The sequence below is a fragment of the Streptomyces sp. MI02-7b genome, assembly GCF_033793585.1.
In the GTDB taxonomy this organism is placed as follows: Bacteria; Actinomycetota; Actinomycetes; order Streptomycetales; family Streptomycetaceae; genus Actinacidiphila.
On the sequence record NZ_JARAWX010000001.1, the window covers coordinates 41011 to 66576 of the forward strand.

Annotated in this window: 23 protein-coding genes; 14 read left to right on the forward strand and 9 right to left on the reverse strand. The window is 72.4% G+C overall.

Annotated elements, in window-relative coordinates:
- Position 1 precedes the first annotated feature (1 nt).
- Both PV364_RS00200 and ssuE read left to right on the forward strand, forming a co-directional pair.
- Positions 2-769: an alpha/beta hydrolase gene (locus PV364_RS00200; protein ID WP_319657457.1), complete on the forward strand. Its 768-nt coding sequence runs from the start codon at positions 2-4 to the stop codon at positions 767-769.
- 115 nt (positions 770-884) lie between these two features.
- Entirely contained in the window at positions 885-1442 is a 558-nt protein-coding gene (gene ssuE, locus PV364_RS00205; RefSeq protein ID WP_319657458.1) for an NADPH-dependent FMN reductase, read from the forward strand.
- A gap of 52 nt (positions 1443-1494) precedes the next feature.
- On the opposite strand, the gene PV364_RS00210 is transcribed toward ssuE, so the two are convergent.
- Genes PV364_RS00210 through PV364_RS00220 form a run of 3 tightly spaced genes read right to left on the reverse strand, consistent with a single transcriptional unit; the run spans position 1495 to position 5406 of the window.
- Entirely contained in the window at positions 1495-3561 is a 2067-nt protein-coding gene (locus tag PV364_RS00210; RefSeq protein ID WP_319657459.1) for an iron ABC transporter permease, read from the reverse strand.
- A gap of 4 nt (positions 3562-3565) precedes the next feature.
- Positions 3566-4537 (reverse strand): iron-siderophore ABC transporter substrate-binding protein, encoded by a 972-nt coding sequence (locus PV364_RS00215; protein ID WP_319657460.1) that lies wholly within the window; start codon positions 4535-4537, stop codon positions 3566-3568.
- Positions 4534-5406 (reverse strand): ABC transporter ATP-binding protein, encoded by an 873-nt coding sequence (locus PV364_RS00220; protein ID WP_319657461.1) that lies wholly within the window; start codon positions 5404-5406, stop codon positions 4534-4536. The genes PV364_RS00215 and PV364_RS00220 overlap by 4 nt, the downstream gene beginning before the upstream one ends.
- Positions 5407-5482: 76 nt before the next feature.
- Between PV364_RS00220 and PV364_RS00225 the strand changes: the two genes are divergently transcribed.
- The 3 genes from PV364_RS00225 (at position 5483) to PV364_RS00235 (ending at position 7483) form a co-directional block, all read left to right on the forward strand.
- On the forward strand, positions 5483-6301 hold the full coding sequence (locus tag PV364_RS00225; protein ID WP_319657462.1) for a siderophore-interacting protein: 819 nt from the start codon (positions 5483-5485) through the stop codon (positions 6299-6301).
- A 91-nt stretch (positions 6302-6392) separates the two neighbouring features.
- Positions 6393-6950 (forward strand): hypothetical protein, encoded by a 558-nt coding sequence (locus PV364_RS00230; RefSeq protein ID WP_319657463.1) that lies wholly within the window; start codon positions 6393-6395, stop codon positions 6948-6950.
- A gap of 50 nt (positions 6951-7000) precedes the next feature.
- Positions 7001-7483: a hypothetical protein gene (locus PV364_RS00235; protein ID WP_319657464.1), complete on the forward strand. Its 483-nt coding sequence runs from the start codon at positions 7001-7003 to the stop codon at positions 7481-7483.
- Positions 7484-7553: 70 nt separating this feature from the next.
- Here PV364_RS00235 and PV364_RS00240 read toward each other — a convergent pair whose 3' ends face one another.
- Positions 7554-8069 carry a hypothetical protein gene (locus tag PV364_RS00240; protein ID WP_319657465.1) on the reverse strand — a complete coding sequence of 172 codons (516 nt, stop codon included), beginning with the start codon at positions 8067-8069 and terminating at the stop codon, positions 7554-7556.
- Between the two features lie 110 nt (positions 8070-8179).
- Here PV364_RS00240 and PV364_RS00245 point away from each other — a divergent pair, with 110 nt between their 5' ends.
- Together PV364_RS00245 and PV364_RS00250 are read left to right on the forward strand one after the other, a co-directional pair.
- Positions 8180-8416 carry a hypothetical protein gene (locus tag PV364_RS00245; protein WP_319657466.1) on the forward strand — a complete coding sequence of 79 codons (237 nt, stop codon included), beginning with the start codon at positions 8180-8182 and terminating at the stop codon, positions 8414-8416.
- Positions 8416-8790 (forward strand): fic family toxin-antitoxin system, toxin component, encoded by a 375-nt coding sequence (locus PV364_RS00250; protein ID WP_319657467.1) that lies wholly within the window; start codon positions 8416-8418, stop codon positions 8788-8790. The genes PV364_RS00245 and PV364_RS00250 overlap by 1 nt, the downstream gene beginning before the upstream one ends.
- A gap of 50 nt (positions 8791-8840) precedes the next feature.
- On the opposite strand, the gene PV364_RS00255 is transcribed toward PV364_RS00250, so the two are convergent.
- Positions 8841-11033 carry a SpoIIE family protein phosphatase gene (locus PV364_RS00255; RefSeq protein WP_319657468.1) on the reverse strand — a complete coding sequence of 731 codons (2193 nt, stop codon included), beginning with the start codon at positions 11031-11033 and terminating at the stop codon, positions 8841-8843.
- Positions 11034-11171: 138 nt separating this feature from the next.
- Here PV364_RS00255 and PV364_RS00260 point away from each other — a divergent pair, with 138 nt between their 5' ends.
- The 5 genes from PV364_RS00260 to PV364_RS00280 all read left to right on the forward strand — a co-directional run bounded on the left by PV364_RS00260 (position 11172) and on the right by PV364_RS00280 (position 20088).
- Positions 11172-12059, forward strand: a complete 888-nt coding sequence (locus tag PV364_RS00260; RefSeq protein ID WP_319657469.1) for an SAM-dependent methyltransferase — start codon at positions 11172-11174, stop codon at positions 12057-12059.
- Positions 12059-12664: a TetR/AcrR family transcriptional regulator gene (locus PV364_RS00265; protein ID WP_319657470.1), complete on the forward strand. Its 606-nt coding sequence runs from the start codon at positions 12059-12061 to the stop codon at positions 12662-12664. Before PV364_RS00260 ends, PV364_RS00265 begins: the two co-directional genes overlap by 1 nt.
- Before the next feature lie 114 nt (positions 12665-12778).
- On the forward strand, positions 12779-13885 hold the full coding sequence (locus tag PV364_RS00270) for a PP2C family protein-serine/threonine phosphatase (protein ID WP_319657471.1): 1107 nt from the start codon (positions 12779-12781) through the stop codon (positions 13883-13885).
- Positions 13886-14222: 337 nt separating this feature from the next.
- Positions 14223-15386: a bifunctional class I SAM-dependent methyltransferase/NUDIX hydrolase gene (locus tag PV364_RS00275; protein ID WP_319657472.1), complete on the forward strand. Its 1164-nt coding sequence runs from the start codon at positions 14223-14225 to the stop codon at positions 15384-15386.
- Positions 15387-15969: 583 nt separating this feature from the next.
- Positions 15970-20088, forward strand: coding sequence for a carboxypeptidase regulatory-like domain-containing protein (locus tag PV364_RS00280; protein WP_319657473.1), 4119 nt, complete (start codon positions 15970-15972; stop codon positions 20086-20088).
- Positions 20089-20221: 133 nt separating this feature from the next.
- Here the strand turns inward: PV364_RS00280 and PV364_RS00285 are convergent, their stop codons facing one another.
- The 4 genes from PV364_RS00285 to PV364_RS00300 all read right to left on the reverse strand — a co-directional run bounded on the left by PV364_RS00285 (position 20222) and on the right by PV364_RS00300 (position 23386).
- Positions 20222-20998, reverse strand: coding sequence for an SDR family oxidoreductase (locus tag PV364_RS00285; RefSeq protein WP_319657474.1), 777 nt, complete (start codon positions 20996-20998; stop codon positions 20222-20224).
- Positions 20999-21129: 131 nt separating this feature from the next.
- Positions 21130-22026: an RNA polymerase sigma-70 factor gene (locus tag PV364_RS00290; protein ID WP_319657475.1), complete on the reverse strand. Its 897-nt coding sequence runs from the start codon at positions 22024-22026 to the stop codon at positions 21130-21132.
- Between the two features lie 98 nt (positions 22027-22124).
- Positions 22125-22862: an SDR family oxidoreductase gene (locus PV364_RS00295; RefSeq protein WP_319657476.1), complete on the reverse strand. Its 738-nt coding sequence runs from the start codon at positions 22860-22862 to the stop codon at positions 22125-22127.
- Positions 22863-23011: 149 nt separating this feature from the next.
- Positions 23012-23386: a cupin domain-containing protein gene (locus tag PV364_RS00300; protein ID WP_319657837.1), complete on the reverse strand. Its 375-nt coding sequence runs from the start codon at positions 23384-23386 to the stop codon at positions 23012-23014.
- A gap of 289 nt (positions 23387-23675) precedes the next feature.
- Between PV364_RS00300 and PV364_RS00305 the strand changes: the two genes are divergently transcribed.
- Complete coding sequence (locus PV364_RS00305) at positions 23676-24158, forward strand: cupin domain-containing protein (protein WP_319657477.1); 483 nt, start codon at positions 23676-23678, stop codon at positions 24156-24158.
- 109 nt (positions 24159-24267) lie between these two features.
- Positions 24268-25500, forward strand: a complete 1233-nt coding sequence (locus tag PV364_RS00310; protein ID WP_319657478.1) for an NAD(P)/FAD-dependent oxidoreductase — start codon at positions 24268-24270, stop codon at positions 25498-25500.
- Positions 25501-25566 lie beyond the last annotated feature (66 nt).

A 25566-nucleotide genomic window follows, 5' to 3' on the forward strand; every position in this document is an offset into this window, starting at 1 on the left:
CATGACCGAGTACACCGACCATCACGCCCCGGAGGGCCTGCGCACACGCGGCACGATCATCGTGGTGCCCGGCCGCGGGGAGACACGGGCGACCTACACCCGGTTCGGCAGGCGTCTGGCCGCCGACGCCTATCGCGTCCGGGTGATCGACGCGCCGGACGTGAGCGCCGACGACCCGGCGGGCCCAGGAGCCGCCTTCGGCGGGCTCCTCACCGAAGCCGTCGAGAGCGCCGCCGCCGAGGACGGCGTCATCCGTCCGCTCGTCCTGGTGGGAGCCGACTCGGGCGCCCTCGCGATCGCCGCGTTCCTCGGCCGCGCCGGCCAGGCGGGCGTCCGGCAGCCCGACGCCGTCGTCCTGGCAGGGTTGCCGGGCCGGGCCGCCACGGCCCCCGGCACGTGGGAGGACGAGCTGGACGTCCGCACCTCCTGCCCCACGCACCGGGGCACGCTCACGCGGGATCCGCGGGTGCGCCGGGGCTCACTCGGCGATCCGATTCCGGACGCCCTGCTCACCGCCGCCCACGAGAACGAAGCCGCCGTCCCGGCGCTGCTCCTCGTCGGCGACGCCGATCCGCTCGCGGACCGCGGCGCACTCGGACGGGCCGCCAAGTCCCTGCCGCGGGCCCGTCTGGCGGTGGTGCGCGGCGCCCACCACGACGTCCTCAACGACCTCCAGCACCGGTCGGTCGCGGCCGAGGTCGTCACGTTCCTGGAGGCGCTCCGCGACGGCCTGACCCCCGTGGTCACGGTGGAGGCGAGCGCCTGGTGAACGTCGCCGGCGCGACTCCTCCCGCCCCGCGGACACCGTAGAGCCCGGCTTCCCCCATCCGCCGGCGAAGTACCCAGCCCCCGGTACGTCCGTACCCCGAACCCGGAAGGTCCGCATGGCCGTCATCCTGTCCGTCTCCGGAAGCCCCTCCGCCACCTCCCGCACCGCACGACTGCTCCGCCATCTGGACGACCGGCTGCGGCTCCAGGGCCACGACGTGGTCTCCCTGGAGGTGCGCACCCTGCCGGCCGAGGCACTGCTCGGCGCCGACTTCGGGCACCCCGCCATCACCGGGGCCGCGGCGCTGTTCCAGCAGGCCGACGGCGTGGTGATCGGCACGCCCGTCTACAAGGCCGCCTATTCGGGGCTCCTCAAGTCGCTGCTCGACCTGCTCCCGCAGTACGCGCTGACCGACAAGACCGTGCTGCCCCTGGCCACGGGCGGCACCACGGCCCATGTCCTGGCCATCGACTACGCGCTGCGTCCGGTGCTGAGTTCCATGGGCGCGGCGCACATCGTGCCGGGCTGGTTCACGCTGGACAAGGACATCGCCGTGGCCGACGACGGCACGCTGACCGTGGCACCGGCGGCCGCCGAGGCCCTGGTCCAGGTCACCGACCGCTTCTCCGCCGCGCTGGGAGGACGCACGACCGTCCTGGCGCCCACGGGATGACCGGCGGGCGGCGGGCGGTGACCCGCCCGCCGCCCGGTCCTGACGCCTGGTCCTACCGCCGGGTGCGCAGCAGCAGCCACAGGAAGTACGGCGTGCCGATGACGGCCGTCATCAGGCCGGCGCCGAGCTGCGCCGGTGCGATGACCGTACGTCCGAGGACGTCGGCGGTACAGACGAGCACGGCACCGATGAGGACCGCGACCGGCACGACCCGCACGTGCCGGCGGCCCACGAGGGCCCGGGCCGCGTGCGGGGCGACGAGCCCGACGAAGCCGATCGTGCCCGCGGCGGCCACGGCGGTGGCGGTCAGCAGCACGCTCGTCACGAGGAACACGAGCCGGGCCCGCGCCGGTCGCAGACCGAGCAGGCGGGGGGTGTCCTCGTCGACGGACAGCAGGTCCAGCTCGGCGCGCCGCACCACGGCCACCACGAGGCCCAGGGCGAGGGCGGCCGTGACGGGCAGCGTGTCGGGCACGGTCCGCCCGTAGGTCGAACCGGACAGCCAGGTCAGGGCCTTCGTCGCGTTGAAGGGGTCGGTCAGGACAATGAGCAGGCTGATGAGGGCCGTTGTCGCCGCGGAGACGCCGACGCCGACGAGCACCAGGCGGGTGTGCCGGAAGCCGCCCCGCGCCGCGAGCCCGAAGACGACGAGGGCGGTCGCCGCGGCGCCCGCGAAGGCGGCGCCCGCCACGCTCCACGCCCCCGCCGCGGACACCGTCGTCACGAACAGGACGGCGCCCAGCGCGGCGCCGCCCGAGACCCCGAGGATGCCCGGATCCGCCAGCGGGTTGCGGGTGACGGCCTGCACCAGTGTCCCGGACAGGGCCAGCGCCGCCCCCGCCAGGAGCGCCGCCAGCACCCGCGGCAGGCGTGTGTCCAGGACGAAGGAGACGGTCTGGCCGGCCCTGCCCTGCGCCCAGTTGGCCACGTCGCCGAGCAGCAGTTCGGAGTCGCCCAGCAGAACGCCGGCGACGGTCACCGCCACGAGGGCGGCGACGAGGACGGCCACCGTCACCACGAACGCCGTCCGGCCCGGGATGCGCGGCCGCTCCGGCTCGCTCACCCCGGCGGTCTCCCTCACCCGCAGTGCCATCACGACGAGGAACACCGCACCGACGAGGCCGGTGACGACCCCGGTGGGCACGGCGACGGCGAGTTGGGCCTTCACCACCGCGCGCAGCAGGACGTCCGCGCCGAGCACCAGGCCGGCACCGGCCAGGCCCGTGACCGGCATCCTCACCCGGCTTCTGGCCAACGGCCGCGACATCCGGGTGAGGGGCCGTACGAGGGCGGGCGCGCACAGGCCGACGAAACCGATCGGCCCGGCGAGCGTCACCGCCGCGGCCGAAAGCAGCGAGGCGAGCACGACCACCGTGATCCGGGTGCCCCGGACGGGAACACCGAGGCCGCGGGCCGCGTCGTCGCCGAGCGCCAGGGCATCCACCCGGCGGGCCGTCAGCAGCAGCCCGGCGAGACCGGCGACGGCCACGGGTGCCATCTGCACGACGCCGTCGAAGCCGTTCTGGCTGATACTGCCCTGGCTCCACTGGTAGAGGCCGTTGGTCCGCTGGGGGAAGAGCAGGATCAGCCCCTCGGTGAGGGAGGACAGACCGAGGGTCAGCGCGCTGCCGGCCAGGACCAGCCGCACGGTCCCCGCGCCCGGCCCGCCCAGTGCCAGGACGGCGGCCGCGGCGGCGAGGCCCCCGAGGAAGGCCACGCCGGAGGAGGCGAGCAGGGGGAGCGACACGCCGGTGACCGTGAGGAGGCCGAGGGCGAACCAGGAGCCGGCGTTCACGGCGAGTGTGTCGGGCGCGGCGAGCACGTTGCGGCTCACGGCCTGAAGGGCGGCCCCGGCCACGCCCAGTGCGGCCCCGACCAGGAGGCCCGCGGCCGCCCGGGGCAGACGGGAGGCGATCACGACGGAGGCGTCGGCGGGGTCGGACCGCCCGAGGAGCGCCTTCGCCACCTCGGCCGGTCCGACGGATGCCGTGCCCTGGGTGATGTCGACGACCGCGAGGATCGCGACCAGGAGCACGAGCACGGCCGTCACCGCGGCTGCGCCCGTCCTGGAGGTGACCGTGTGCGGACGGATGGCGGGGGACGTTGCGGTGACGGCCACGGCGTTACTCGGTCAGGGCGCCGACGACGGCGTCGATGTACGACTCCATCGCCCGCGGGCCGCCGAACATCCAGACGCCGTCGGGCAGTCGGTGCACGTTGCCCTTCTTCACGAACGGCAGGGACTTCCACACGGCGTTCTCGGCGAGGTCGTCGGCGAACACGTCGCTGGGCTCGCTGTCACTGCCGATGTACGCGAACCGGACGTCGCCGAGGCCGGTCAGGCCCTCGACGTCGGTGGCGGCCAGACCGTAGTCCTTGTCGCCCTTCATGGTCCAGGCGTTCTTCAGGCCGAGTGCCTCGTTGACGCCGCCGATGAGCGAGCCGCTGGTGTAGGGGCGCACGGAGACCTGGTGGGAGGCGACCCAGCCGTCGGCGAAGGCGATCCTCGTGCCCTTCAGGCCGGCGTCCGCCAGCACCTTGGCGCCCTCGGCGACCTTGGTGTCGAACGCCTTCTTCGCCTGGTCCGCCCGGGCCGCGGTGCCGGTCGCCTCGGCGATGAGGTCGAGGTTCTCCTTCATCCGCCCGACCGGGTCGGCGGCGTCGGCGGGCCGGACCTCCAGGACCGGGGCGATCTTCCTCAACTGCTCGACGGCGGAGGCCTGAAGGTCGGTGGTGGCGACGATCAGATCGGGGGACAGCGAGGCGATGGTGTCCATGCTGGGCTCACCACGGGTGCCGATGTCCTTGGGCGTGTTCCTCAGCGGGGCCGAGGTGTCCCAGGTGGTGTAGCCCTTGACGTCTGCGACGCCGACGGGGTCCACCCCGAGCGTCACGAGGCTTTCCACGACGTTCCATTCGGTGCCGACGACCTTCTTGGCGGGCCTGTCGAGCGTGACCTCGGCACCGGTCGCGTCGGTGAGGGTGATGCCCTCGGCGGCCTTGTCGGCTCCGGTGGCGGCGGGCTCGGTGGTCCCGCAGCCGGCGAGGGCGAGGGCCGCGGCAGCGGCGGCCGTGACGAGCAGGTGGCGTCTCATGAGGTGGTGCTGAGCCTTTCGGGTCGTGCGTGGTGGCGGCCGACGGCGCGGGTGCGCGGCAGGCCGGTCAGGGGGTCGATGTCGACATCGACCCGGATGCCGTAGGTGTGGGTGAGGCGTTCCGGTGTCAGCACGTCCTCGGGACGGCCCTCGGCGACGATCCGGCCCGCGCACAGCAGCGCGATCCGGTCGGCCACGGCCGCCGCCTGGTCCAGGTCGTGCAGGACGACCCCGACCGCGATGCCGTGGCTGTCGGCCAGATCCCGGATCAGGTCCAGGAGTTCGACCTGGTAGCGCAGATCGAGATAGGTCGTGGGCTCGTCGAGCAGCAGCACGCCGGTCTGCTGGGCGAGGCAGCTCGCCAGCCAGACCCGCTGGAGCTGCCCGCCGGAGAGCTGCTCGGCGGCACGGCCCGCCAGGTCCTCGACGCCGGTCATGGCCAACGCACGCCGGACCGCCGCCGGTCCTTCGGGGTCGGGCCGGCCCCAGCGCCCCCGGTGGGGGTAGCGGCCGAACTCCACGAGATCCCGCACGGTCAGACCGCCCGGCGTGGGGCGCCCCTGGGTCAGCAGGGCCACCCGGCGGGAGAACTCACGGGTCGTCAGGGCAAGCCCGTCGGTGGCGCCCCCGTCCGCCGTGCCGATCGTCAATGTGGCACTGCGGGCCCGCTGGAGGCGGGCCACCGTGCGCAGAAGCGTCGACTTGCCGCTGCCGTTGGGACCTACGAGGGCGGTCACCTCACCAGGCCGGAGCGTGATCGCCGCGCTGTGCACGACGTCTGCTCCGCCGTACGACACGGTCACATCGCGCGCCGCCAGTCGGTGACCGCGCACGCCGGAGGCCGCGGTCGTCTCTTCACCAGAACTCACGAACGAAGGTTAGCCTAACCTAACCACCACCTCACACCACCCCCGCGACTCACTAAACTTAGGCTAACCTTCCTTCATGGCGAAGATCCCACGGCTCATGCCCCAGAACCCCCGAATGTTCCGCGCCGAGGTGGCCCGCACCGAGCGGATCTCCCCCTCCATGCACCGCGTGACCGTGACGGGCGCGGATCTCGCCGAGTTCCCGTGGATGGGCTACGACCACTGGTTCCGCCTCTTCATGCAGCTGCCCCACCAGTCCGCCCTGCGGCTGCCGGAGTTCACCGGCGACCGGTGGTGGCACGCCTACCTCGACCTCCCCGAGGACGAGCGGCCGCACTGCGCGAACTACACCGTGGCCGGTTTCCGTCCCGAAGCCGCCGAGATGGACATCGACTTCGTCGTCCACCGCGGCCCCACCGGCGAACTCGAAGGCCGCGCCGCGGTCTGGGCCTGCGCCGCCCGCCCCGGCGACGGACTCGCGGTGCTCGACCAGGGCGTCATGTTCGACCGTCCGGCGGACGCCTCCGAGGTCATCGTGGTGGCCGAGGAGACCGGGCTGCCCGCCACCGCGGGCATCCTGCGCTCACTCCCCCGCGACACCGTCGGCCGGGTGATCCAGGAGATCCCCTCCGAGGGCGACCGCCGCGACCTCGACGCCCCCGCCGCGATGACCGTCACCTGGGTCGTCCGCGACAACCCCCACTCCGTCCCCGGTCACGCGGCACTGGACGAACTCCGCCGGCTCACCACCGTCGACACCGCCGCCTACGCCTTCGTCGTCGGCGAGTCCGGCCTCTCCACCAAGGGCCGCAGACACCTCCACCGCGCCGGCCTGCCCAAGCACCGCATCACCTTCTCGGGCTTCTGGAGGCACGAGGCGCACCAGCCCGCCTGACGCGCACCCGTTGAGGTGGTGTTTCAAGCGGAAGGCTGAGGGCAGGGGTCGGACGAGGGGGGTTCCCGGAGTCGCAAGGGAGTCCGGCCCCATGTCGACAGACACACTTCTGGCGATCATCATTCCCATCGTGGTGGTACTGGCCATCATCGCGGTGGTGGCCGCGCTGATCGTGCGCCGCCGCCGCTTGCGCCGGCAGTTCGGTCCCGAGTACGAACGGACCGTCGAGGGCACCGGCAGCCGCAGGGAAGCCGAACGGGACCTCAACGCCCGTACGAAACGGCACGACTCCCTGGACATCAAGCCGCTGCAAAGCGGCGTCCGCGACCGCTACGCGCGGGACTGGACCAGTGTCCAGGAGGAGTTCGTGGACCGCCCGGAAGATGCCGTGCACGATGCGGACAGCCTGGTGACCTCGCTCATGCACGAGCGCGGTTACCCGACCGAGGACTTCGACCAGCAGATCAAGGACCTCTCGGTGGAGCACGGCCACACGCTGGAGCACTACCGGGAGGCTCACGAGGTCAACGCCCTCAGCTCCCGGCACCAGGCCACGACCGAGCAACTGCGCGGCGCCATGGTGCACTACCGCGCCCTGTTCGACGACCTCCTCACCGACGGCGGCGAGTCCCGCCACGTCCGGGCCTGACCAGGGTTCCGGTCCACGACGCCGCCACCACGACAAGAGGCGGAGGAAAAATGGAACGCGACCGCGCACGACCCTCCCGCGAGACCGCTATGACCACCGAGGAACTCGCCCAGCCACGCGAGCAGTTCGACGCTCCCCCCGGCCGGTCGGACACGCCCCGGGCCCCCGCCTATCCCGGCGAGGGCACCGAATCGGTCCGCAAACCGTCCGAACCCCCGGCGGAGATGCCCGGAGCACCCGCGCAGAACACCTCCGCGGACCAGTCTCCGCAGTTGCTGACCTCGCAGGACGAGGAGAGCTTCCGCGCCCGCTGGCAGGAGATCCAGAGCGAGTTCGTCGACGATCCCCGCGACGCCGTGCACACCGCCGACGCCCTGGTCGCCGACGTGATGCAGAAGCTCGCGGCGACGTTCGCCCACCACAAGCAGGAGCTGGAGGGGCAGTGGGACCGCGGGGAGCAGGTGGACACCGAGGACCTGCGTACGGCTCTGCGCCAGTACCGGTCGTTCTTCAACCGGCTGCTGACCACCTGAGCCCAGGGGTCCCGCGCACGGCGTGCGCGGGACCCCTGCCTGCCCGGTGCCGGGCGACCCGAGTCACGAGTCACGGCGGAGGGTCTTCCACGGTGACGGTGACCGTCGCGGGCCGCCCGCCCTCGTCGTGTTCGGGTCGGGCCCGGTTCTGCGCACCGGTGATCAGCAGCCAGGCCCAGCGCGTCCGCGTGTCGGGATTCAGCACGCCCTGGGCGGTCACGGCCAGCCGGAACCACATGAGGGCCGAGCGGTTCGTGAGGCCGATCGAGATCAACCGCAGCCATCGCACCAGGCCCGTGTTCTCCCCCACTTCGGCGGGGAGAACGCCGAACAGCCCGACGGCATCGCCCTCCCTCAGCAGCCGCAGCCCTCTCGCGGCGGCCTCGGCGGGCGTCTGGTCCTCGCCCGCGCGGTAGGCACTGAACAGGGCGATGGCGACAAGGGCTCGCACGCTTCGCAGGAAGGCCGGGAAGTCCCAGCCCCATGCGGAGCCGCTGTCCATCAACCGCCGGCGATACGCCGCGTCCCGCAGGCACTCCCCGAGAATCGCGCCCGCCTCCTGTTCGCACCTGGCAAACGTGACCACGTCCTGCCTCCCCCGGCCCTCGCCCGTCGGTGTCCACGATGCCCCCGGTCGCCGCCATCCGTTACGGGTAGCGGCTCGCGAGTTTTGGTAACAGCTGTTACCATCCAGGCATGGCCAAGACACAGCTCGGAGCACGCGTCGACGACGAGGTCGCGGAGATCGCCCGGAAGCGGGCCGCCGACCGCGGTCTGTCGATCGGCGACTACCTCGCCCAGCTCGTCCTGGAGGACGCCAGCGGGCTGCGGGCCCGCGCCATGGGCGCCGCGGAGCGGTTCCTCGCCGAGCACCAGGCGGCCTTCGACGAGGCCGAGCAGGGCCAGGGCGGGACAGGGGCGCACGCCGCGTAATGGATCTGCACATCGATGTCCCCTGGATCCTGCAAGTGGCCGAACTCGCCGGGGCCGGCGATCCGGCTCCCGACGACTACGGCGTCCCCGTGGCGGCCTGCGCGCGGCATCAGGCCGAGCTGATGGAGCAGCCCGTCTACGACGGCCCGTACGCGCGGGCCGGGGCGCTGGTGCACACCCTGGGCCGGTGCCGCTGGCTGGAGCGCTCCAACCTCGCCGTCGCCGCGGCCACCGGCGTGATGTACCTGGAGGCCTCGGGGATCTCCGTCAAACCCTCGCACCAGGACGCCGTCGCCCTGCGCGACCTCCTCCTCGACCCCACGTGCACCGCGGGCGGCATCGCCGCGGTCCTGCGCACCTGGCCCGCCACGTGAGCTCCGCCGGGCGGAGCGTGTGAGCCACCGGGCGCGGGTGGTTCCCCCCGCTACCCGGTGACGCGGGCGACGAGCAGCGCCATGTCGTCGGTGCCGGGGGTGGTCCGCAGGGCGTGGTCCACGAGGCCGTCGGCGAGTTCGTCCAGGCTCTGGTCGCCGGCCGGCACGAGGTGGTACGCGAGGTCGGCGATGCTGTGCCCGATGTCGAGCCGTGGGGCCTCGACCAGGCCGTCGGTGTACAGCACCAGCACCGTTCCCGCCGAGAGCGGGATCTGGATCATGGGGTAGTCACCGCCCGGGGCGACCCCGAGCAGGAGACCGGGGACCATGTGCAGCACCTCGGTGCGCCCGTCGGGATGGCGGACCAGCGGCGGGGGGTGTCCCGCGGTGGCCAGGCGCGCGCGCCGGCGGCCGAGGTCGAGGTGCGCGTACAGGCAGCTGGTGAACAGTCCCGGATTGAGATCCATCAGGAGCCGGTTGGTGCGGGTGAGGGCCTTGCTGGGGGACGCGTGGGCGGTGGCGTGGGCATGGACGGCCGTGCGGACCTGCCCCATGAGGGCGGCGGCCTGGACATTGTGCCCCTGCACGTCGCCGATGGCCACGGCGGCGCAGGTGGGGCCGCAGTGGATGAGGTCGTAGAAGTCCCCGCCGGCGTCCTGGCCGTGACCGGCGGGGAGGTAACGTGCGGCGACCTCGAGGCCGGGGACCTGGGGAAGTTCCTTGGGGAGCAGGCCGGTCTGCAGGGTGCGGGCGAGGTGGCGCGTGGCGTCGTAGAGGTGGGCGCGGTCCAGCGCTTGTCCGATCAGCCCGGCCAGTGAGGTGAGGATGGCGCGTTCCGCGAGAGGGAAGGGGCGCGGGCGGTCGTAGGACAGGGCGAGGAGCCCGACGGGCCGGCCCGAGGCGATCAGCGGGAGGAAGGCCCAGGCGTCCCGGTCGCCGTAGCGGGGGGCCTCGGGATAGGCGCGCTGGAAGTCGCTGAAACTGCTGTAGAACTTGGGGGTCGCCGTGGCCAGGGCCTGGGTGGGCGGAGTGGGGGCACTGAGCGGGACACCGTTGAACCGGGCCATGAACTCGGCCGTGTAGCCGCGGTGCGCGGCGACGCGCAGGCGGCCCTCCTCGGCCGTCAGCAGGGCCAGCCCCTGCGCCTCGAATGCGGGGAGGAGCTGGTCCGCGACCTGGTCGACGACGTCCTTGACACCGACGGCCTCGCTCAACGTCGCCGCGAGGTGCATCAGTTGGTAGAGGGTCGAGGCACCCATCGGGCCCTGGCCGCGCGCCGGTTCCACCCTGCGTTCCCCGCCTCTCGCCTCGGTGACCGGTGCGATACGGACACTGATTCCGCTGGCGGCGGGCTGCAGCTGGAAGGACAGCCGCCGGTCCGGTGGCCGGGAGGCGATGAACGCGGTCGGCTGGCGGCTGATCACGGCGGCCCGGTAGCGGTCCTCGAAGGTGGGGTCGTCGAGCCACGGCAGCCGGTCCCAGGGCCGGGTTCCGAGCAGGTCGGCGGTCCCGGCTCCCAGGAGGTCGGCGGCCGCGCTGTTGAGAAAGGTGATCCTGCCGTCCAGGTCCAGCGAGGCGCATCCGGTCGGAAGGCGCTCCGCGAAGTCGTACGCGGCCAGTGCCTCGGCCGGGTCGGGGGTGCGGGTGCGGACGGCCGGCAGCACCAGGGCCTCGGGGCCGGGCAGCAGCGGCTGACCGCGGCGGGCCGCCTCGTCCAGCAGCCGGCCGGCCCGCCGGCAGAAGGTGCTGATCGTCTCGCGTTCGCCGGGATCCAGCTGGGGCGGGTGCCAGACCGGCCACACCATGCAGACCGCGCCCCACGTCGCGTCCTCGGTCATGAGGGGCGCGGCGGCCAGGAGGATGTCGTACGGGGCCATGAGCCCGATCCGGGGGAAGCGGCGGGCCAGCTCGGTCGGGCTGTTCACCCACACCAGGTGGCGCTCGCGCACCGCCTCGGCCACCGGTACCTGATCGCCCACGCCGACCCGCACCCAGGGGGCGGCGATCCGCCGGGACGTCCCCGACATGGCCAGCAACTGCAGGACCCGCTCCCCCGGCGGCAGTACGTACAGCATGGCCACCGACACGTCGGTGTCCCGCCCCAGGCGGCCGAAGAGCCCGACGAGGGGCCCCATGCCCGTGGCGATCCGCACGTCGTCGCGGTGCACCAGGGATCGCCCACCGCACCGCGCCGGAGCGGCTGCCCGGGCCTGCCACGCCTGATCGCGCCGCATGTCACCCATAAACGGACCATACGTCCGACGGGAGACAACGGCACCCACACCGGGAGCGCCGGTGGCGCCAGGGCCGGGGCGGCGATCGGCCGGAGGGACGCCGGGCGGCGATAAAAAATGGACGGCCATTCATTTATGATGACCGCCATGCAGAACGCGCCCAGCCGTACCGCGCAGCACGTCGCACTCTTCCGGGCCCTGGAATCCGTGCGCCGGGGACCGCGCCTGTTCACCGATCCCTACGCGGCGTCGTCCCTCGGCCCCGGCCACCGCCTCGCCGTCGCGCTCGCCCGGCACTCGGGGCTCACGAACGCCCTCGAGCGCCGGATAGACCGTTCCTGGCCCGCGGGTCCCCGCGCGTCGGCCGTGGTCCGCACGCGACTCATCGACGACCTGGTGCGGGACGCCCTCACCGGCGACGCCCGGCAGCTGGTGCTGCTGGGTGCGGGATACGACAGCCGGGCGTTCCGGCTGGAGGCGGCGCGGACCGCCACCGTGTTCGAGGTCGACCATCCGGCGACCCAGGCGGCCAAACGCGTGCTGGCCGCCTCGTGGAACCGCACCGGGACCGGCCGCCTCCACGACGACGTCCGCTTCGTGCCGGCCGACCTGATGCACCAGGACCTCGGCGAGGCCCTGCGCCGGGCCGGTCTGCGGAACGAGCCCACGGTGGTGGTGTGGGAGGGCGTGACGAACTACCTCGACGCCTCCTCGGTGCACACCACGCTCACCGCACTCGCCACCACGACCGCTCCCCGGAGCAGGATCGTCTTCACCTACATGGACCGGCGCGCCCTGGAGGGCACGGGCGACTTCGCAGGAGTGGAGGAGTGGGCGGCCCGCGTGCGCGCGGCGGGCGAACCCTTCACCTTCGGATTCCTCCCGGACGAGCTCCCGGACTACCTCGCGGCGCGGGGACTCGGCCTCACCCTGGACCTCTCGGCGCGCGACGCCGCCGCCCGCTACCTCGAGCCCCTGGGGCGCCGCGAGCCCGCCGCCCCCTTCTACCGGATCGCCCAGGCGGAGGTGAGGTGATGCCCAAGGTCAGCGAGGAACACCTCCGCGCGCGGCGCGCCGGCATCCTCGACGCCGCCGCCCGCTGTTTCGCCCGTGCGGGTTTCCACCGCACCACCATCCAGGACATCGCGAGGGAATCCGGTCTCAGCGCGGGCCTGATCTACCGCTACTTCGCCGACAAGGACGACATGGTCGTCGCCATCTCGGAGCAGTGGCACGAACGCCAGACCCGGCAACTGCACTTGGACGACTCCAGCGACCGCACGCCCGCCGCCTTCGGCCGGGTCGCCTCCGGGTACCTGGACCTGCTGCGTTCGCTCGCCGGCCCGGCCGAACGGCAGCGCGTGCAACTCGGGGTCCAGATCTGGGCGGAGGCGCTGCGCGCCCCCGAGGTCCACGCGGTGGCTCGCAGGGGCGTCGACCTGCCCCGCGCGGCCATCACCGACCTCGTCCACGCCGCGCAGGAACGCGGAGACCTGCCACCGGCCGTGCCGGCCGACGGGCTCGCCCGGGTCTTCATCGCCATCTACCAGGGCCTGGCGCTGCAAACCGCCTGGGATCCTGAGATCGACAACGCGGCCTGCGTGGAAGCGGTCCGGGCACTCCTGGACGCGCTGAGCTGATCCGCCACCGCGCCGGACGCCACCACACGGTCCCGGGCGCGCTTCCGGGTGCGCTCCCGGCGATACCGCAGTGCGCGCCCGGGAAGCCGGTCACCGATCCCGTACGATCCGCCCATGCATGTTCTGAGACGGTTGAGGATGCATTGCGGCCTCTACGGGCGGCGCGACCCGGTGCTCCTGTCTCCCGTGCTCCTGACGTTGGTGATCGGCCTCCTGGCGGTGTTCACCCCGCAGGACGTCCCCTTCACCCGGCTGCTGCCGGCCGCGCCCGCGCTCGCCGCGTCGGTCTGGTCGGTGAGGGCGACCCTCACCCTCGGGGTCGTCTGCCTGCTCCCGGTCATCGGCTTCGCCCTCGCCTTCTCCGACATGTCCGCCCTGTACACCGCGGGCGCGATCGGTGCCGTCACGCTCGCGGCCGCCTACGCCAGCCACCTGCGCCTCCAGCGCGAACACACCCTCGCCCAGGTCCGCGCCGTCGCCGACGCCACCCAGGAGGTCCTGCTGCGGCCCGTGCCCCGCCGCATCCGGAATCTGGAGATCGCGACGCTCTACCTCGCGGCGGCACCCCAGGCCCGCGTCGGCGGGGACTTCTACGCCGCCGCGGACACCGCGCACGGGCTGCGCCTCATCCTCGGCGACGTCCGGGGAAAGGGGCTGCCCGCGGTCGGCGTCTCGGCCGCCGTCCTCGGCTCCTTCCACGAAGCCGCCTACGACGCCCCCGACCTGGGCCGGCTCGCGCGTCGACTGGACACCTCCCTCGCGCGCTACAACGTCGACGTGCCCTCCCCCGACGGCTCCGAGCGCTTCGCCACGGCCGTCATCGTCGAGATCCCGCCCACCGGCACCCAGGTCTCCGTGCTCAGCTGCGGGCACCCTCCGGCCGTGCTGGTCCACCGGAACACCACCCGGAGCATCGAGGCCGCCGCCCCGTCCCCGCCGATCAACCTCGCCGAGCTCGTCGGCTCCGACTACCACGTCCAACGGATCCCCTTCGCCCCCGGCGACCTGCTGCTCCTCTACACCGACGGTGTCACCGAGACCCGCGACGACCAAGGCGTCTTCTTCCCCCTCACCGCCTGGACCCGCGCGACCGACACCACCTCGCCCCCCGCGGTCCTCGAACTCCTCCACCAGGCCCTCCTCCGTCACAGCAACGGCCGCCTCACCGACGACATCGCCTGCGTCGCCATCCGCAACACCCCGCGGCAGGAACCCTGGTGAGACCTCCGAGCTGGTCGGCGGGACCGTCATGGGCCAGAATCAGCGCCGTGGCCGACGACATCACTCCGCCCCCGCCAAAGCGGCACGCACCGCCGTCCGACTGGCCCGGACGGCTCATCGCCGCCGCCTTCGTCATCACCGAATCTTCCGCATGTCGTCCGAGCAGCACATGACGTGGTCCGACAAGGCCCTCGTCCTCGCCGGCTGCGTCGCCCTGGGATCCGCCGGCCTCCAAGAAGTGCGACGAGCCGTCAGGCACCGGCGGACCCGCGGCCATACGACCTGAGGGTCTCTGCTCCTCACGGGCAGCCGCCCGTCGACCGATCGGAGGCAGCGCTTGGATTCCGAGCAGACCAACATCGCCGCATGGACGGCGTACGGCGACCACCACCTCCGCAGGGACACCGATGTACCCGATGTCGATCGCCTGACGTGGGGGTTCTGGCCGACCGGGCCCGGCGACGAGATCCTGGGCGATCTCAGTGGCCGCCGGGTCCTGGACCTCGGCTCGGGCATGGGCAGGTACGCGGCGTACCTCGCCCGCGAACGAGGCGCCCTGGTCGACGCCGTTGACGCATCGCCCTCACAGCACCGGCGGGCCACCGAACGGTACAGCCTCCAGCCGGGCCTGAACCTGATCCTCGCCGACGCCGTCGAACACCTGCGGCGCGCCGAGCCGTACGACGTCATCTACTCGATTCACGGGTGCGCCTTCATCGATCCCCTCCGTCTCGTACCTGCCCTCGCCGCGGCGCTCGCGCCCGGCGGCCGCCTGGCGTTCTCCGTCCTGCACACCAACTCCCAGGGCCATGGGCCCTCCACGACCGTCACCCCGCGACCCGAGATCCTGCCGCTGGCCGGCGGCGACCGCCTCACCGTCCGGATGTGGGTGCTCGACTCCGCAGCCTGGACGGCCCTGTTCGCCCAGAACGGACTTGTGGTCGAGCAGGTGCACACCCTCAGGGCCCCGGAGCAGGACAACCCGCTCACCTGCTCGCTCTTCCGGGTCCGTCACCGCGCCCGCGCGACCAGCCGGCCGCGCACCGGTCGGCCTCCGGAGCCGCACGCGGCCATCGGCGTGGGCGCGGTCCTCCACGGCCCGCAGGGCGTGCTCCTCGGCCTCCATGACAGGGGCACACGAGAACTGCCGGGCGGCAGACTCGAGCCGGGCGAGTCGCTGCAGCAGGCCGTCGTGCGGGAACTCGCCGAGGAGACCGGCTGCATCGCCCGCGAGGAGGACGTGGTCCTCATGGGAACCCTCGTGGACCGCGTCGGCAACGTGCCCAGGATGACGATCGGCGCGGTCGTCAGCGCTTGGTCGGGCGAGCCCGCGGACCAACCGGGCGAGCCAGTGAGCGACTGGCGATGGTTCCCGCTCGACCGGCTTCCCGACGGCCTCTTCGTCCCCAGCGCCCACGTACTGACCGCATGGCGTCCCGGTCTGCCGATCGAGCACCCGCCCGTCCACTACGCGCCGTTCGCGCCCAGCGGACGGCACTGACGGCCTCGGCCGCCGGCCGCGACAGAAGGTCTCCTTCGCAGCCGTCGTCACCACCGGCCGCACATGGGTGACCTGTCATCGTCACCGACCGGAATCCACCGAAAAGACAAAGGGAATACCGGTCCGGTTGCACGGAGGGTCAATCCCGAACTCCCCCACAGGGCGATTTCCCGCGTCCCGGTGAGCAGGAAAAGAAGTCCGGGACGGCAATGCCGTCGAATGCCGGCGCCCTTCCTGGAGGCGGCCGCAGGCTCGCCCTCAACACCAGTGCGCCGAGCCGGACATCGGGTGATCCGCACCTCAACACCACGCATGGTGCGGCCTGTCACGCCTGGCGCCGTTACCTCCACGTCGGCTCTCCGGATTCCGGACACATCCACGCCCGGCTCACCGCAGAGCGCAAATCGGTGGCCGCTTTGGGCGTTTACGGCGTTGACATGAACACAAGATCTCTCCGCTAATGGACTCCCGGCGACCGCGGATGATCGCCCGTTGCACCTTCATGAGTCGACGTTTCATGTGATGACTGGGGAGTCGAACGTTGCGCGCACCACACATATCCGGTCCGCCACTCCGGAGACCGGTGTCCACCGTGCTGGCGGTTCTCAGCGCGGCCGCGATGGCCGTCCTGGGTGTGCAGACGCCGTCCCAGGCCGCGGCGCCCACCGCCGCCGCCAGGACGACGCCCGCCGCCGCGGGCGGCCACGTGCCCTACGAGGCCGCCTGCGACGCCGCGAAGAGGGGCGAGGCGACCTGCTACGCCCTGCGCCGCACCGATGTCACCGCGGGCAAGGGCCTGCGGACCGCCGCGGCTCCCGGCGGGTTCGGGCCGGACGACCTGCGTGCGGCCTACAACCTCCCGGCCGGCGGCGGCGCCGGGCAGACCATCGCCGTCGTCGACGCCTTCGACGACCCCACCGCCGAGGAGGACCTGGCGGTCTACCGCGAGCAGTACGGCCTGCCGGCCTGCACCACGGACAACGGCTGCTTCACGAAGGTGGACCAGCGCGGCGGCACCGACTACCCGCAGCCGGACCCGGGTTGGGCCGGGGAGATCTCCCTCGACCTCGACATGGTCTCCGCGATCGCGCCCAACGCCCGCATCCTGCTCGTCGAGGCCGACACCCCGAACTTCGACGACCTCGGCGCCTCCGTCGACCAGGCGGTCGCGATGGGTGCCAAGTTCGTCTCCAACTCCTACGGCACCGACTACCGTTTCGGCAGCGGCGAGGACCCCTCCGGAACCGTGGGACTGGACGTCCACTACAACCACCCCGGCGTCGCGATGGTCGCCTCGTCGGGTGACTTCGGGTACGGCGTGTCCTACCCCGCCGCCTCACCGTACGTGACCGCGGTGGGAGGCACCTCCCTGACCGCCGACGGCACCGCCGCCCGCGGCTGGTCCGAGACCGCCTGGGACGGCGCCGGGTCGGGCTGCTCGCTCTACGAGCCCAAGCCCGCGTTCCAGACGGACACCGGCTGCGCGAACCGCTCGGTCGCCGACGTCTCGGCCGTGGCCGACCCCGCCACCCCGGTCGCCGTGTACCAGACCTACGGCGGCGGCGGCTGGGCGCAGTTCGGCGGCACCAGCGCCGGCTCCCCCATCATCGCCGCGGTCTACGCCAACGCCGGCGTCCCCGTCGCGGGCACCTACCCCAACTCGTACCCCTACGCCGCGGGCGGGGGCCTGTACGACGTCACCGGCGGCAGCAACGGCGCCTGCGCACCGGCCTACCTGTGCACCGGCACCGCCGGCTACGACGGTCCGACCGGTCTGGGCACCCCCAACGGCCTGCGGGCCTTCCGCACCGGCCCGCACGGGACGCTGTCCGGCACCGTCACCGACCGGGCCACCGGCAAGCCCCTCGCCGGCGCCACCGTCAGCGCGGGGACCGACAACGTCACGCACAGCGGGGCGGACGGCCGCTACTCCCTGGGCCTCCCGGTGGACACCTACGACGTCACGGTCGACGCCTACGGGTACGCCACCGGCAGCGCCAAGGACGTGGACGTCACCGAGGACGGCGCTCTCACCCGGGACTTCGCGCTGGACAGCGTCCCCAGCCAGACCGTCTCGGGCAAGGTCACCGACGGCTCCGGCCACGGCTGGCCGCTGTACGCCAGGATCACCGCCGACGGGGTCCCCGGCGGACCGGTGTGGACCGACCCCGCCACCGGCGCCTTCACCCTCTCCCTCCCCCAGGGCCGCGACTACACGCTGCACGTCGAGGCCGCACTGCCCGGCTACACGCGCGCCACCAGGTCCGTCACCGTCACCGACGCCCCGCAGACGCTGAAGGTGTCGCTGCCGGCCGACCCGTGGAAGGCGACCGCACCCGGCTACGCCGTGCACCCGACCGGCCCCACCGAGCACTTCGCCGCCACCGACTCGGCTCCCGAGGGCTGGCGCGTCGTCAGCGCCGACGGCACCCAGGGCGGCTGGGCCTTCGACGACCCGGCCGGGCGCGGCAACCAGACCGGCGGTGACGGCGCCTTCGCCATCGCGGACAACCCCACGATCGGGGAGCCCCTCGACTCCCAGCTGATCAGCCCCGCCTTCGACCTCACCGGCGCCTCCGACCCCGAACTCGCCTTCGACGCCATGTACTTCGCGTTCGGCGACCAGGCGGTCCAGGTCGACGCCAGTTCCGACGACGGCGCCACCTGGAAGTCGCTGTGGACGGCGACGGCGGGCTTCGCGGACCACGCGAAGGTCGAGATCCCGCTCACCGGGTTCGCCGGCGAGCAGGACGTCCGGGTGCGCTTCCACTTCGTCACCGAGTTCGCCTGGTGGTGGGGCGTCGACGACGTGTTCGTCGGCAACCGCGACTACACGGCCGTCCCCGGCGGCCTGGTCACCGGCACGGTGACCGACGCCAACACCGGCCAGGGCCTGGTCGGCGCCGCCGTCACCGCCGACGACGACCCGAAGGTGGCCGCGACCACCGTGGCCACCCCCGAGGACCCCGCCCTCGGTGACGGCCTCTACCTGCTGTTCTCGCCCCACCTCGGCCAGCACGACCTGACCGCGGCCAGGCCCCGCTACACGGAGCTGACCAAGACGGTCGACGTCGGTGCCGACAGTGCCGTATCGGCCTCGTACCAGCTCAAGGCCGGCCGGCTGACCGTGACTCCGGACCCCGTGGCCGCCACCGTCGGCTGGGGCGGCTCGGCCACCCGGAACCTGACGGTCAAGAACACCGGCGGCGCGCCCACCACCGTCGCCCTGGGCGAGCGGGCGGGCGGCTTCCGGATCCAGGCCCTCGGCAGCGGCGCACCGCTGCAGACCGTCAAGGGGCACTTCTCCCCGCACGCGAGCAAGACCGGCCGGCCCGCGGTCGCGCCGAGGCCCGCCGCGGCCTCGCCGTCGGGCGCCGCCTGGCAGACCGCCCCCAGCCTCCCGGAGGCGGCACTCGGCAACGCGGTGGGCACGTATCAGGGCAAGGTCTACTCCGGCTTCGGCTTCACCGGCCTCGACGTCACCAACGCGATGTACGTCCTGGACCCGGTCGTCGGCAGCTGGACCCGGGCCGCCGACGCGGCCGACCGCCGCGAGGCCCCCTCGGCCCAGTTCGTCGACGGGAAGTTCTATGTCGTCGGCGGATGGACCCCCGACAACAAGACGGACCCCAAGCTGGAGATCTACGACCCCGTCACCGACGTCTGGACCACCGGCGCGCCGGCCCCCGTGCCCTACGCGGGCCAGGGCAACGCCGCCCTCGACGGGAAGTTCTACACGGTCGGCGGCTGCGACGACCGTTGCGGCACCGCCGAGGCGTACGCCTACGACCCCGACGCCGACAGCTGGTCGCGCATCGCCGACTACCCGGAGAAGACCTCCTGGGAGTCGTGCGCCGGTGTCAACGGCAAGCTGTACTGCGCCGGAGGCGACGCCGACTCCCTCGGGGAGAGCAAGCACGCCTACGTCTACGACCCGGTCACCAATGCCTGGACCTCGCTTCCCGACCTGCCGGTCCCGCTGTGGGGCTCGTCCTACACCGCGGCCGACGACCAGCTCGTGATCTCGAGCGGTATCACCGGCGAGGCCATCACCAACCGGGGCTTCGCCTACGACCCCGAGGCCGGCGGCTGGTCCGCGCTGCCCAATGCCGACGTCGCGACCTACCGTGGAGGCGCGGGCCTCGGAATGTACAAGGTCGGCGGCGGCAGCGAGCCCTACACCCCCACCACCGCCGTGGAGTTCCTGCCCGGGTACGACCAGGGCGGATCGACCGATGTCACCTGGCTGAGGACGAGCACCCAGCACTTCACCCTGCAGCCCGGGGCGAGCACCACCGTCACCGTCACGCTGGACGCCTCGGTGCCCGAGATCACACAACCGGGGGACTTCACCGCGCAGTTGGCGCTGGACAACGACAGCCCGTACGGGATGCGGAAGGTCGCGGTGTCCCTGCACGTCGACCCGCCGAAGACCTGGGGCAAGATCACCGGAACCGTCCGGGGCGTCCAGAGCGACGGCACGACCAAGGCGCTGGCCGGCGCCACCGTCGAGATCGACAGCTGGGCGGCGGGCTACTCGCTGCGGACGGCCGCGGACGGCACGTACTCGCTGTGGCTCGACTCCCGCAACAACCCGCTCAGTGTCATCGTCGCCAAGGACGGCTACCGGCCGGTGGCCACCACCATGAAGATCAAGAAGGGGGCCACCGTCACCGGCGACTTCACGCTCAAGAAGCAGTAGCCGCCGATCGGCGGAAGCGGCGCGGGCAAGGCGGGGCGGCCCCTCGGGGCCGGCCCGCCTTGCCCGTCCCCGGCCACGTGCGGTGGACTCGCCGCGAGGGGCGGTGCGGTGCGGGTCCCCCGGCCCGTGCCGGTCAGACGAGCTCCAGGCCTCCGTCGACCGTGATGACCTGACCGGTGAGGTGCGTCACCGCCGGATCGGCGACGCGGAGGATCCACTCCGCGATGTCCCCGGGGTCGGCGAGGCGGCCCGCCGGGATGCGGTCGCGCTCGTACGCGAGCATCGAGTTGACGGCCTCAGGGGCGAGTCCCGCGGCGACCAGGACGTCCGTCGCGGTGGGCCCGGGGGCGACGGCGTTCACCCGCACGCCGTCGGCGGCGACTTCGAGGGCCCAGCTCCGTGTCAGCTGTTCCACGGCGCTCTTGGTCGCGGCGTAGTGGGCTCCGCCCGCCAGGGGGCGGTGGCCGTAGGTGCTCGAGACGTTGACGACGGAGCCCGAGGACTCCCGCAGGTACGGGAGTGCCGCGTGGGCGAGCATGCTCGGCGCCGTCACGTTGAGCTCGAACAGCTCGGTGATCACCGAACGGTCCGTCTCCGCCAGGGGCATGACGGCCGTGGCGCCCGCGTTGTTCACGAGGACGTCGAGCCGCCCCCACCGCTCCACGGCCGCGGCGACGACCGTCTGCGCGGCGTCGTCCCCACGGATGTCGAGCGGCAGGATCGCGATACGCGAGTGCGCGCGAGCGGTCTCCTGCAGCGCCTCCTTGCGACGCCCGACGCCGAGCACCCGCGCGCCCGACGCCGCCAGGGCGACGGCCGTGGCACGGCCGATGCCCGATCCCGCCCCCGTGACGATCGCGACGCGACCGGAGAAACGCAGATCGGTGGAGCTGGTCGCAGAGTTGGTCATGGCAAGGCCCTTCATTCGATGTTCGCCGTACGTCGAACATAACAGGAGGACGCCGGGCTCACGCCGGACCCTTGCTGTGGCCCTGCACACGTGACCGCACGAATGGCGGACCGTCACCGCGAAAGCGCCGCTCAGGCCGCCAAGGCAGCCAGTTTCGACGGGTTCATCATCCACATCAGCCGGTCGATGCCGTCGGGGGCGACGTGCAGGGAGAGGGCGGCGAACACGACGCCGTCCCGGGTCAGACGCACCCCGGCCCGGCCGTTGATCTCGACGGGGTCCACCGTCACGCCCGCCCAGAAGCGGTCGGCGAAGGCGTGGCAGTACTTCGCCACGCGGTGGCGGCCCACGACGGGGTACTTCGACGCCCGGACGACTCCTCCGCCGTCGGCGTACGAGATGACGTCGGCCGCGAACAACTCCTCCAGCACGGCCACGTTCCCCGACTGCGCGGCCGCGACGAACGCCGTCAGGAAGCGCCGGTGCTCGGCCGTCTCGACGCTGGCGCGTTTCTCCGCGGCGAGGTGCTTGCGCGCCCGGCTCACCAACTGCCGCACATTGGCCTGCGTCTGGTCGATGATCTCCGCGATCTGCGCGTACGGGTAGTCGAACGCCTCGCGCAGCACATACGCCGCGCGTTCCGTGGGCGTGAGCTTCTCCAGCAGCATCAGCGCCGCGATTTCCAGCGCTTCCCCGTTCACGGCGCCCAGCTCCGGATCGCTGCTGGTGTCGACCGGTTCCGGCAGCCACGGACCGACGTACGTCTCACGGCGGACCCGGGCCGACTGCAGGACGTTGATCGCGAGCCTGGTCACGGTCGTCGCGAGGAACGCCTGCGGGTTCTCCACCTTCGACCGGTCGTAGGTCTGCCAGCGGATCCAGGCCTCCTGGACCACGTCCTCCGCGTCGCCGGCACTGCCGAGGATCCGGTACGCGATGCCGAACATACAGCCGCGGGCTTCACGGAACGCGTCCTCCGCCTCCTGAAGACCTCGGGAGTCGTCCGCTGGATTGCTCTTCGACGGCATTCCTTGCCTTGCCTATCCTCGCTGCTCGGCGAGTCCGCCGCCCAAGGCGGCGGCATCTCGCCGATCCGTACGGACCGCCACCGGACCTGGCGGCCGGCTCAGGCCCGGGACAGCCAGTCGGTGTAGTGGGTGGGGGCGATGCGGGCACCGGCGGGGGCGATGATGGCGTCACCCTCGACGAGCGCGAACATGCCGGCGGTGTCATCGGTCACGACCGAGCGCCCGTCACCCTTGGCGGTGACCGTCAGCCGGCCGATCTCGTCGAGCGGGTAGACGTCCGGCCCCGCCACGTTGAGGACTCCGCCGAGCGGGCTGCCGACGGCGACGTCGGCGACGGCGCCCGCGACCTCCGCGGCGGTGATCGGCTGGATCGGCGTGCTGGGCAGCCGGACGGTGCCGCCTTCCGTCGTCCACGCCATGGTCGCCTCCATGAACTCCATGAACTGCGTGGCGCGGACGATGGAGTACGGGACCGAGCCGGCCTTGAGGATGTCCTCCTGGAGCACCTTGGCCCGGTAGTAGTCCAGGGCGGGCACCTTGTCCACGCCGACGATGGACAGGACGACGAAGTGCCCGACGCCGGCGCGCTCGCTCGCGGCGACGAGGTTGTCCATCGACTGCCGGAAGAAAGCCTCCGAGGCCTCGTCGAAGGTCGGCGAATTCGTCAGGTTGATCACGACGTCCGCGCCGGTCACGGCCTCGTCGACGCCCTTGCCGCTCAGCAGGTCCACACCCGTGGACAGCGAGTGCGGGATGGCTTCGTGACCGGCCGCGTCGAGCTTCTCGACGACCTGCGACCCGATCAGTCCGGTACCACCGACAACCGCGAGCTTCATGGCACGACCCGTCTTTCGATAGCTGTGTCCGGAATGCCCTTATGGCACCGAAGTTACCCCCGGAGAAGTCGGCGCGCCTGGGCAGCATCCCAATCAAGGACGTTACATATCCTGGATATTCGGTGTCAAGATTGCCTCGCGCGGTACGGTCACGCCCCGGCGGGGCGCGGGGCACGCAGGTGGGTCCGCTGCGCCAGCTCCTCCTGGTCGACCAGCGTGAGCATCGGCCGGCCCGGCGCGCACAGCATGGTCACGACGAAGCGCGTCCGCGCGTCCGTGAGGGCATTGCCGTCCTGGTAGTGGATGACGTCGCCGCCCGGCTCCCAGAAGGTCTCACCGGCCCTGACCACGCGTTCGGGCTCGCCTTCCAGCTCGAAACGCACCGCGCCCTCGATCACGTACCCGAAGGCCGGGCCCGTGTGGCGGTGCGGAGGCGTCCCCGGGTCCCCGGGCGGCCACTCGACGAGGATGGTCATCCCCGAGGCCCCCTCCGGGATGTGGGGCGGGGTGACGTCCTGAAGCATCGTGATCGCCGTCTGCCACGTCCCGGACTGCGCCTGCCCACCGGCGTTGCCCGCCGTGTCCTTGTCCGACATTGCGCTGCACCTCCGTAGATCGGTCCGCCTCACGCTTGCATGAGTGCTCCACAGGTACGACCGGGGACGCACCGCTCGTGTGACAGGTGCCGGGTACGGGCGCCGGCACGGCTCCGTGTCACACACGGGGGTCGTACTCGGTCTGGCATGCGGGGGCGGTCTCGCACACGTCCCCTCCACGCATCGTTGCGCCGAGCACACGTAGGGAATGGTGTACATGTCGTATCCGCAGCAGGTGTACTTCGGGCAGGGCGGCGAGGTCAGCGCGCGGTTCCGGCCGGAGAGCGCGGGACCGGACCTCGGCGAGGCCGGCAAGGACGCCTTCCACTATCTGGCGACCACCGCCACCACACGGGGCGAATTCGGCCTCTACCGGGTCGAGATGAGCCCAAGGGCGGGCGGCCCCAAGACGCATTTCCACCGGTCGATCTCGGAGTCCTTCTTCATCCTCGACGGCACCGTCCGCCTGTTCAACGGCGAGGAGTGGGTCGACGCACGCAAGGGCGACTTCCTGCACGTGCCGCAGGGCGGACTCCACGCCTACCGCAACGACTCCGACGCGCCGGCCCAGATGCTGCTGCTGTTCGCACCGGGCGCACCGCGCGAGAAGTACTTCGAGGGGCTGTCCCACCTGGCCGATGCCACGGACGAGGAGCGCGCCCGGTTCCTCGACGAGCACGACTCGTACTTCGTGGAATAGCCGGCGGATCCCGCCGGAGCCGCCGGGCGCGGTCCCCGCACGACAGCGCCCGGCGGCTCCTCGCCGGGGCCCGGATCGCCGTGTGTCCATTCGAGAAATGAGGAACATCTTGTCCCCTGAGAACACCTTCGTGATCGTCGGAGGCGGCCTGGCCGCGGGCAGGGCGGCGGAGGCGCTGCGCGAGCACGGCCACACCGGCCGGCTCGTCGTCATCGGCGACGAACCGCAGCGGCCCTACACCCGTCCGCCGCTCTCCAAGGGCTACCTGCTCGGCACGGAGGCCCGCGAGTCGCTCGAGGTGCATCCCGAGGACTGGTACGCCGAGCACGACGTCGACCTCCTGCTGGACACCAGCGTCACGGCGCTCGACTGGAGGGCCCGCGCGGTCGAGGTCGACGGTGGGCACCGGCTGTCCTACGCCAAGCTGCTCCTGGCCACCGGCTCGTCACCGCGCCGGCTGTCCGTGCCCGGTGCGGACCTGGACAACGTCCTGTACCTGCGCCGGGTGGGTGACAGCGACCGGCTCAAGGCCGCCTTCACCCCGGGCGCCAGGATCGTCGTGATCGGCGCCGGGTGGATCGGCCTGGAGACCGCGGCGGCCGCCCGGACGGCCGGGGCGCAGGTCACGGTGCTGGAGCACTCGGAGCTGCCGCTGCTGCAGGTGCTCGGACGTGAGGCGGCCGAGGTGTTCGCCGGTCTCCACATCGACCACGGCGTCGATCTGCGCCCGAACGTGCAGGTGGAGCGCATCACCGGGACGCAGGGCCGGGCGGACGGGGTCCGGCTCGCCGACGGCGGTCACGTCGCCGCGGACGCGGTGGTCGTGGGCATCGGCATCACGCCCAATGTGCACCTCGCACAGGACGCCGGCCTGGAGGTGCGCGACGGCATCGTCACCGACGCGCACCTGCGGACCTCGGTACCCGACGTGTATGCCGCGGGTGATGTCGCCAACGCCTACCACCCGTTCCTCGACCGCCACATCCGCGTCGAGCACTGGGCCAACGCACTGCACCAGCCCTACACGGCCGCGCGGGCCATGCTCGGTGCCGACGCCGTCCACGACCGGCTGCCGTACTTCTACACCGATCAGTACGACCTCGGCATGGAGTACACCGGGTACGCCGAGCCCGGCGGCTACGACCGCGTCGTCTTCCGGGGGGACGTCGCCGAGCGGCGGTTCATCGCCTTCTGGACGGCCGGGAACCGCGTGCTGGCCGGCATGAGCGTCAACGTGTGGGACGTCATGGATCCCATCCGGTCCCTGATCACCTCCCGGTCGAAGGTGGACCCTGCGCTGCTGGCCGACCCCGGCGTGCCCCTGGACCAGGTCGTTTCCTGACGGCTCGTCGTCACCGGGGGTGTCACAGATGACCCGATCGCCCGGTCCTAGCTGACAACGACCCAG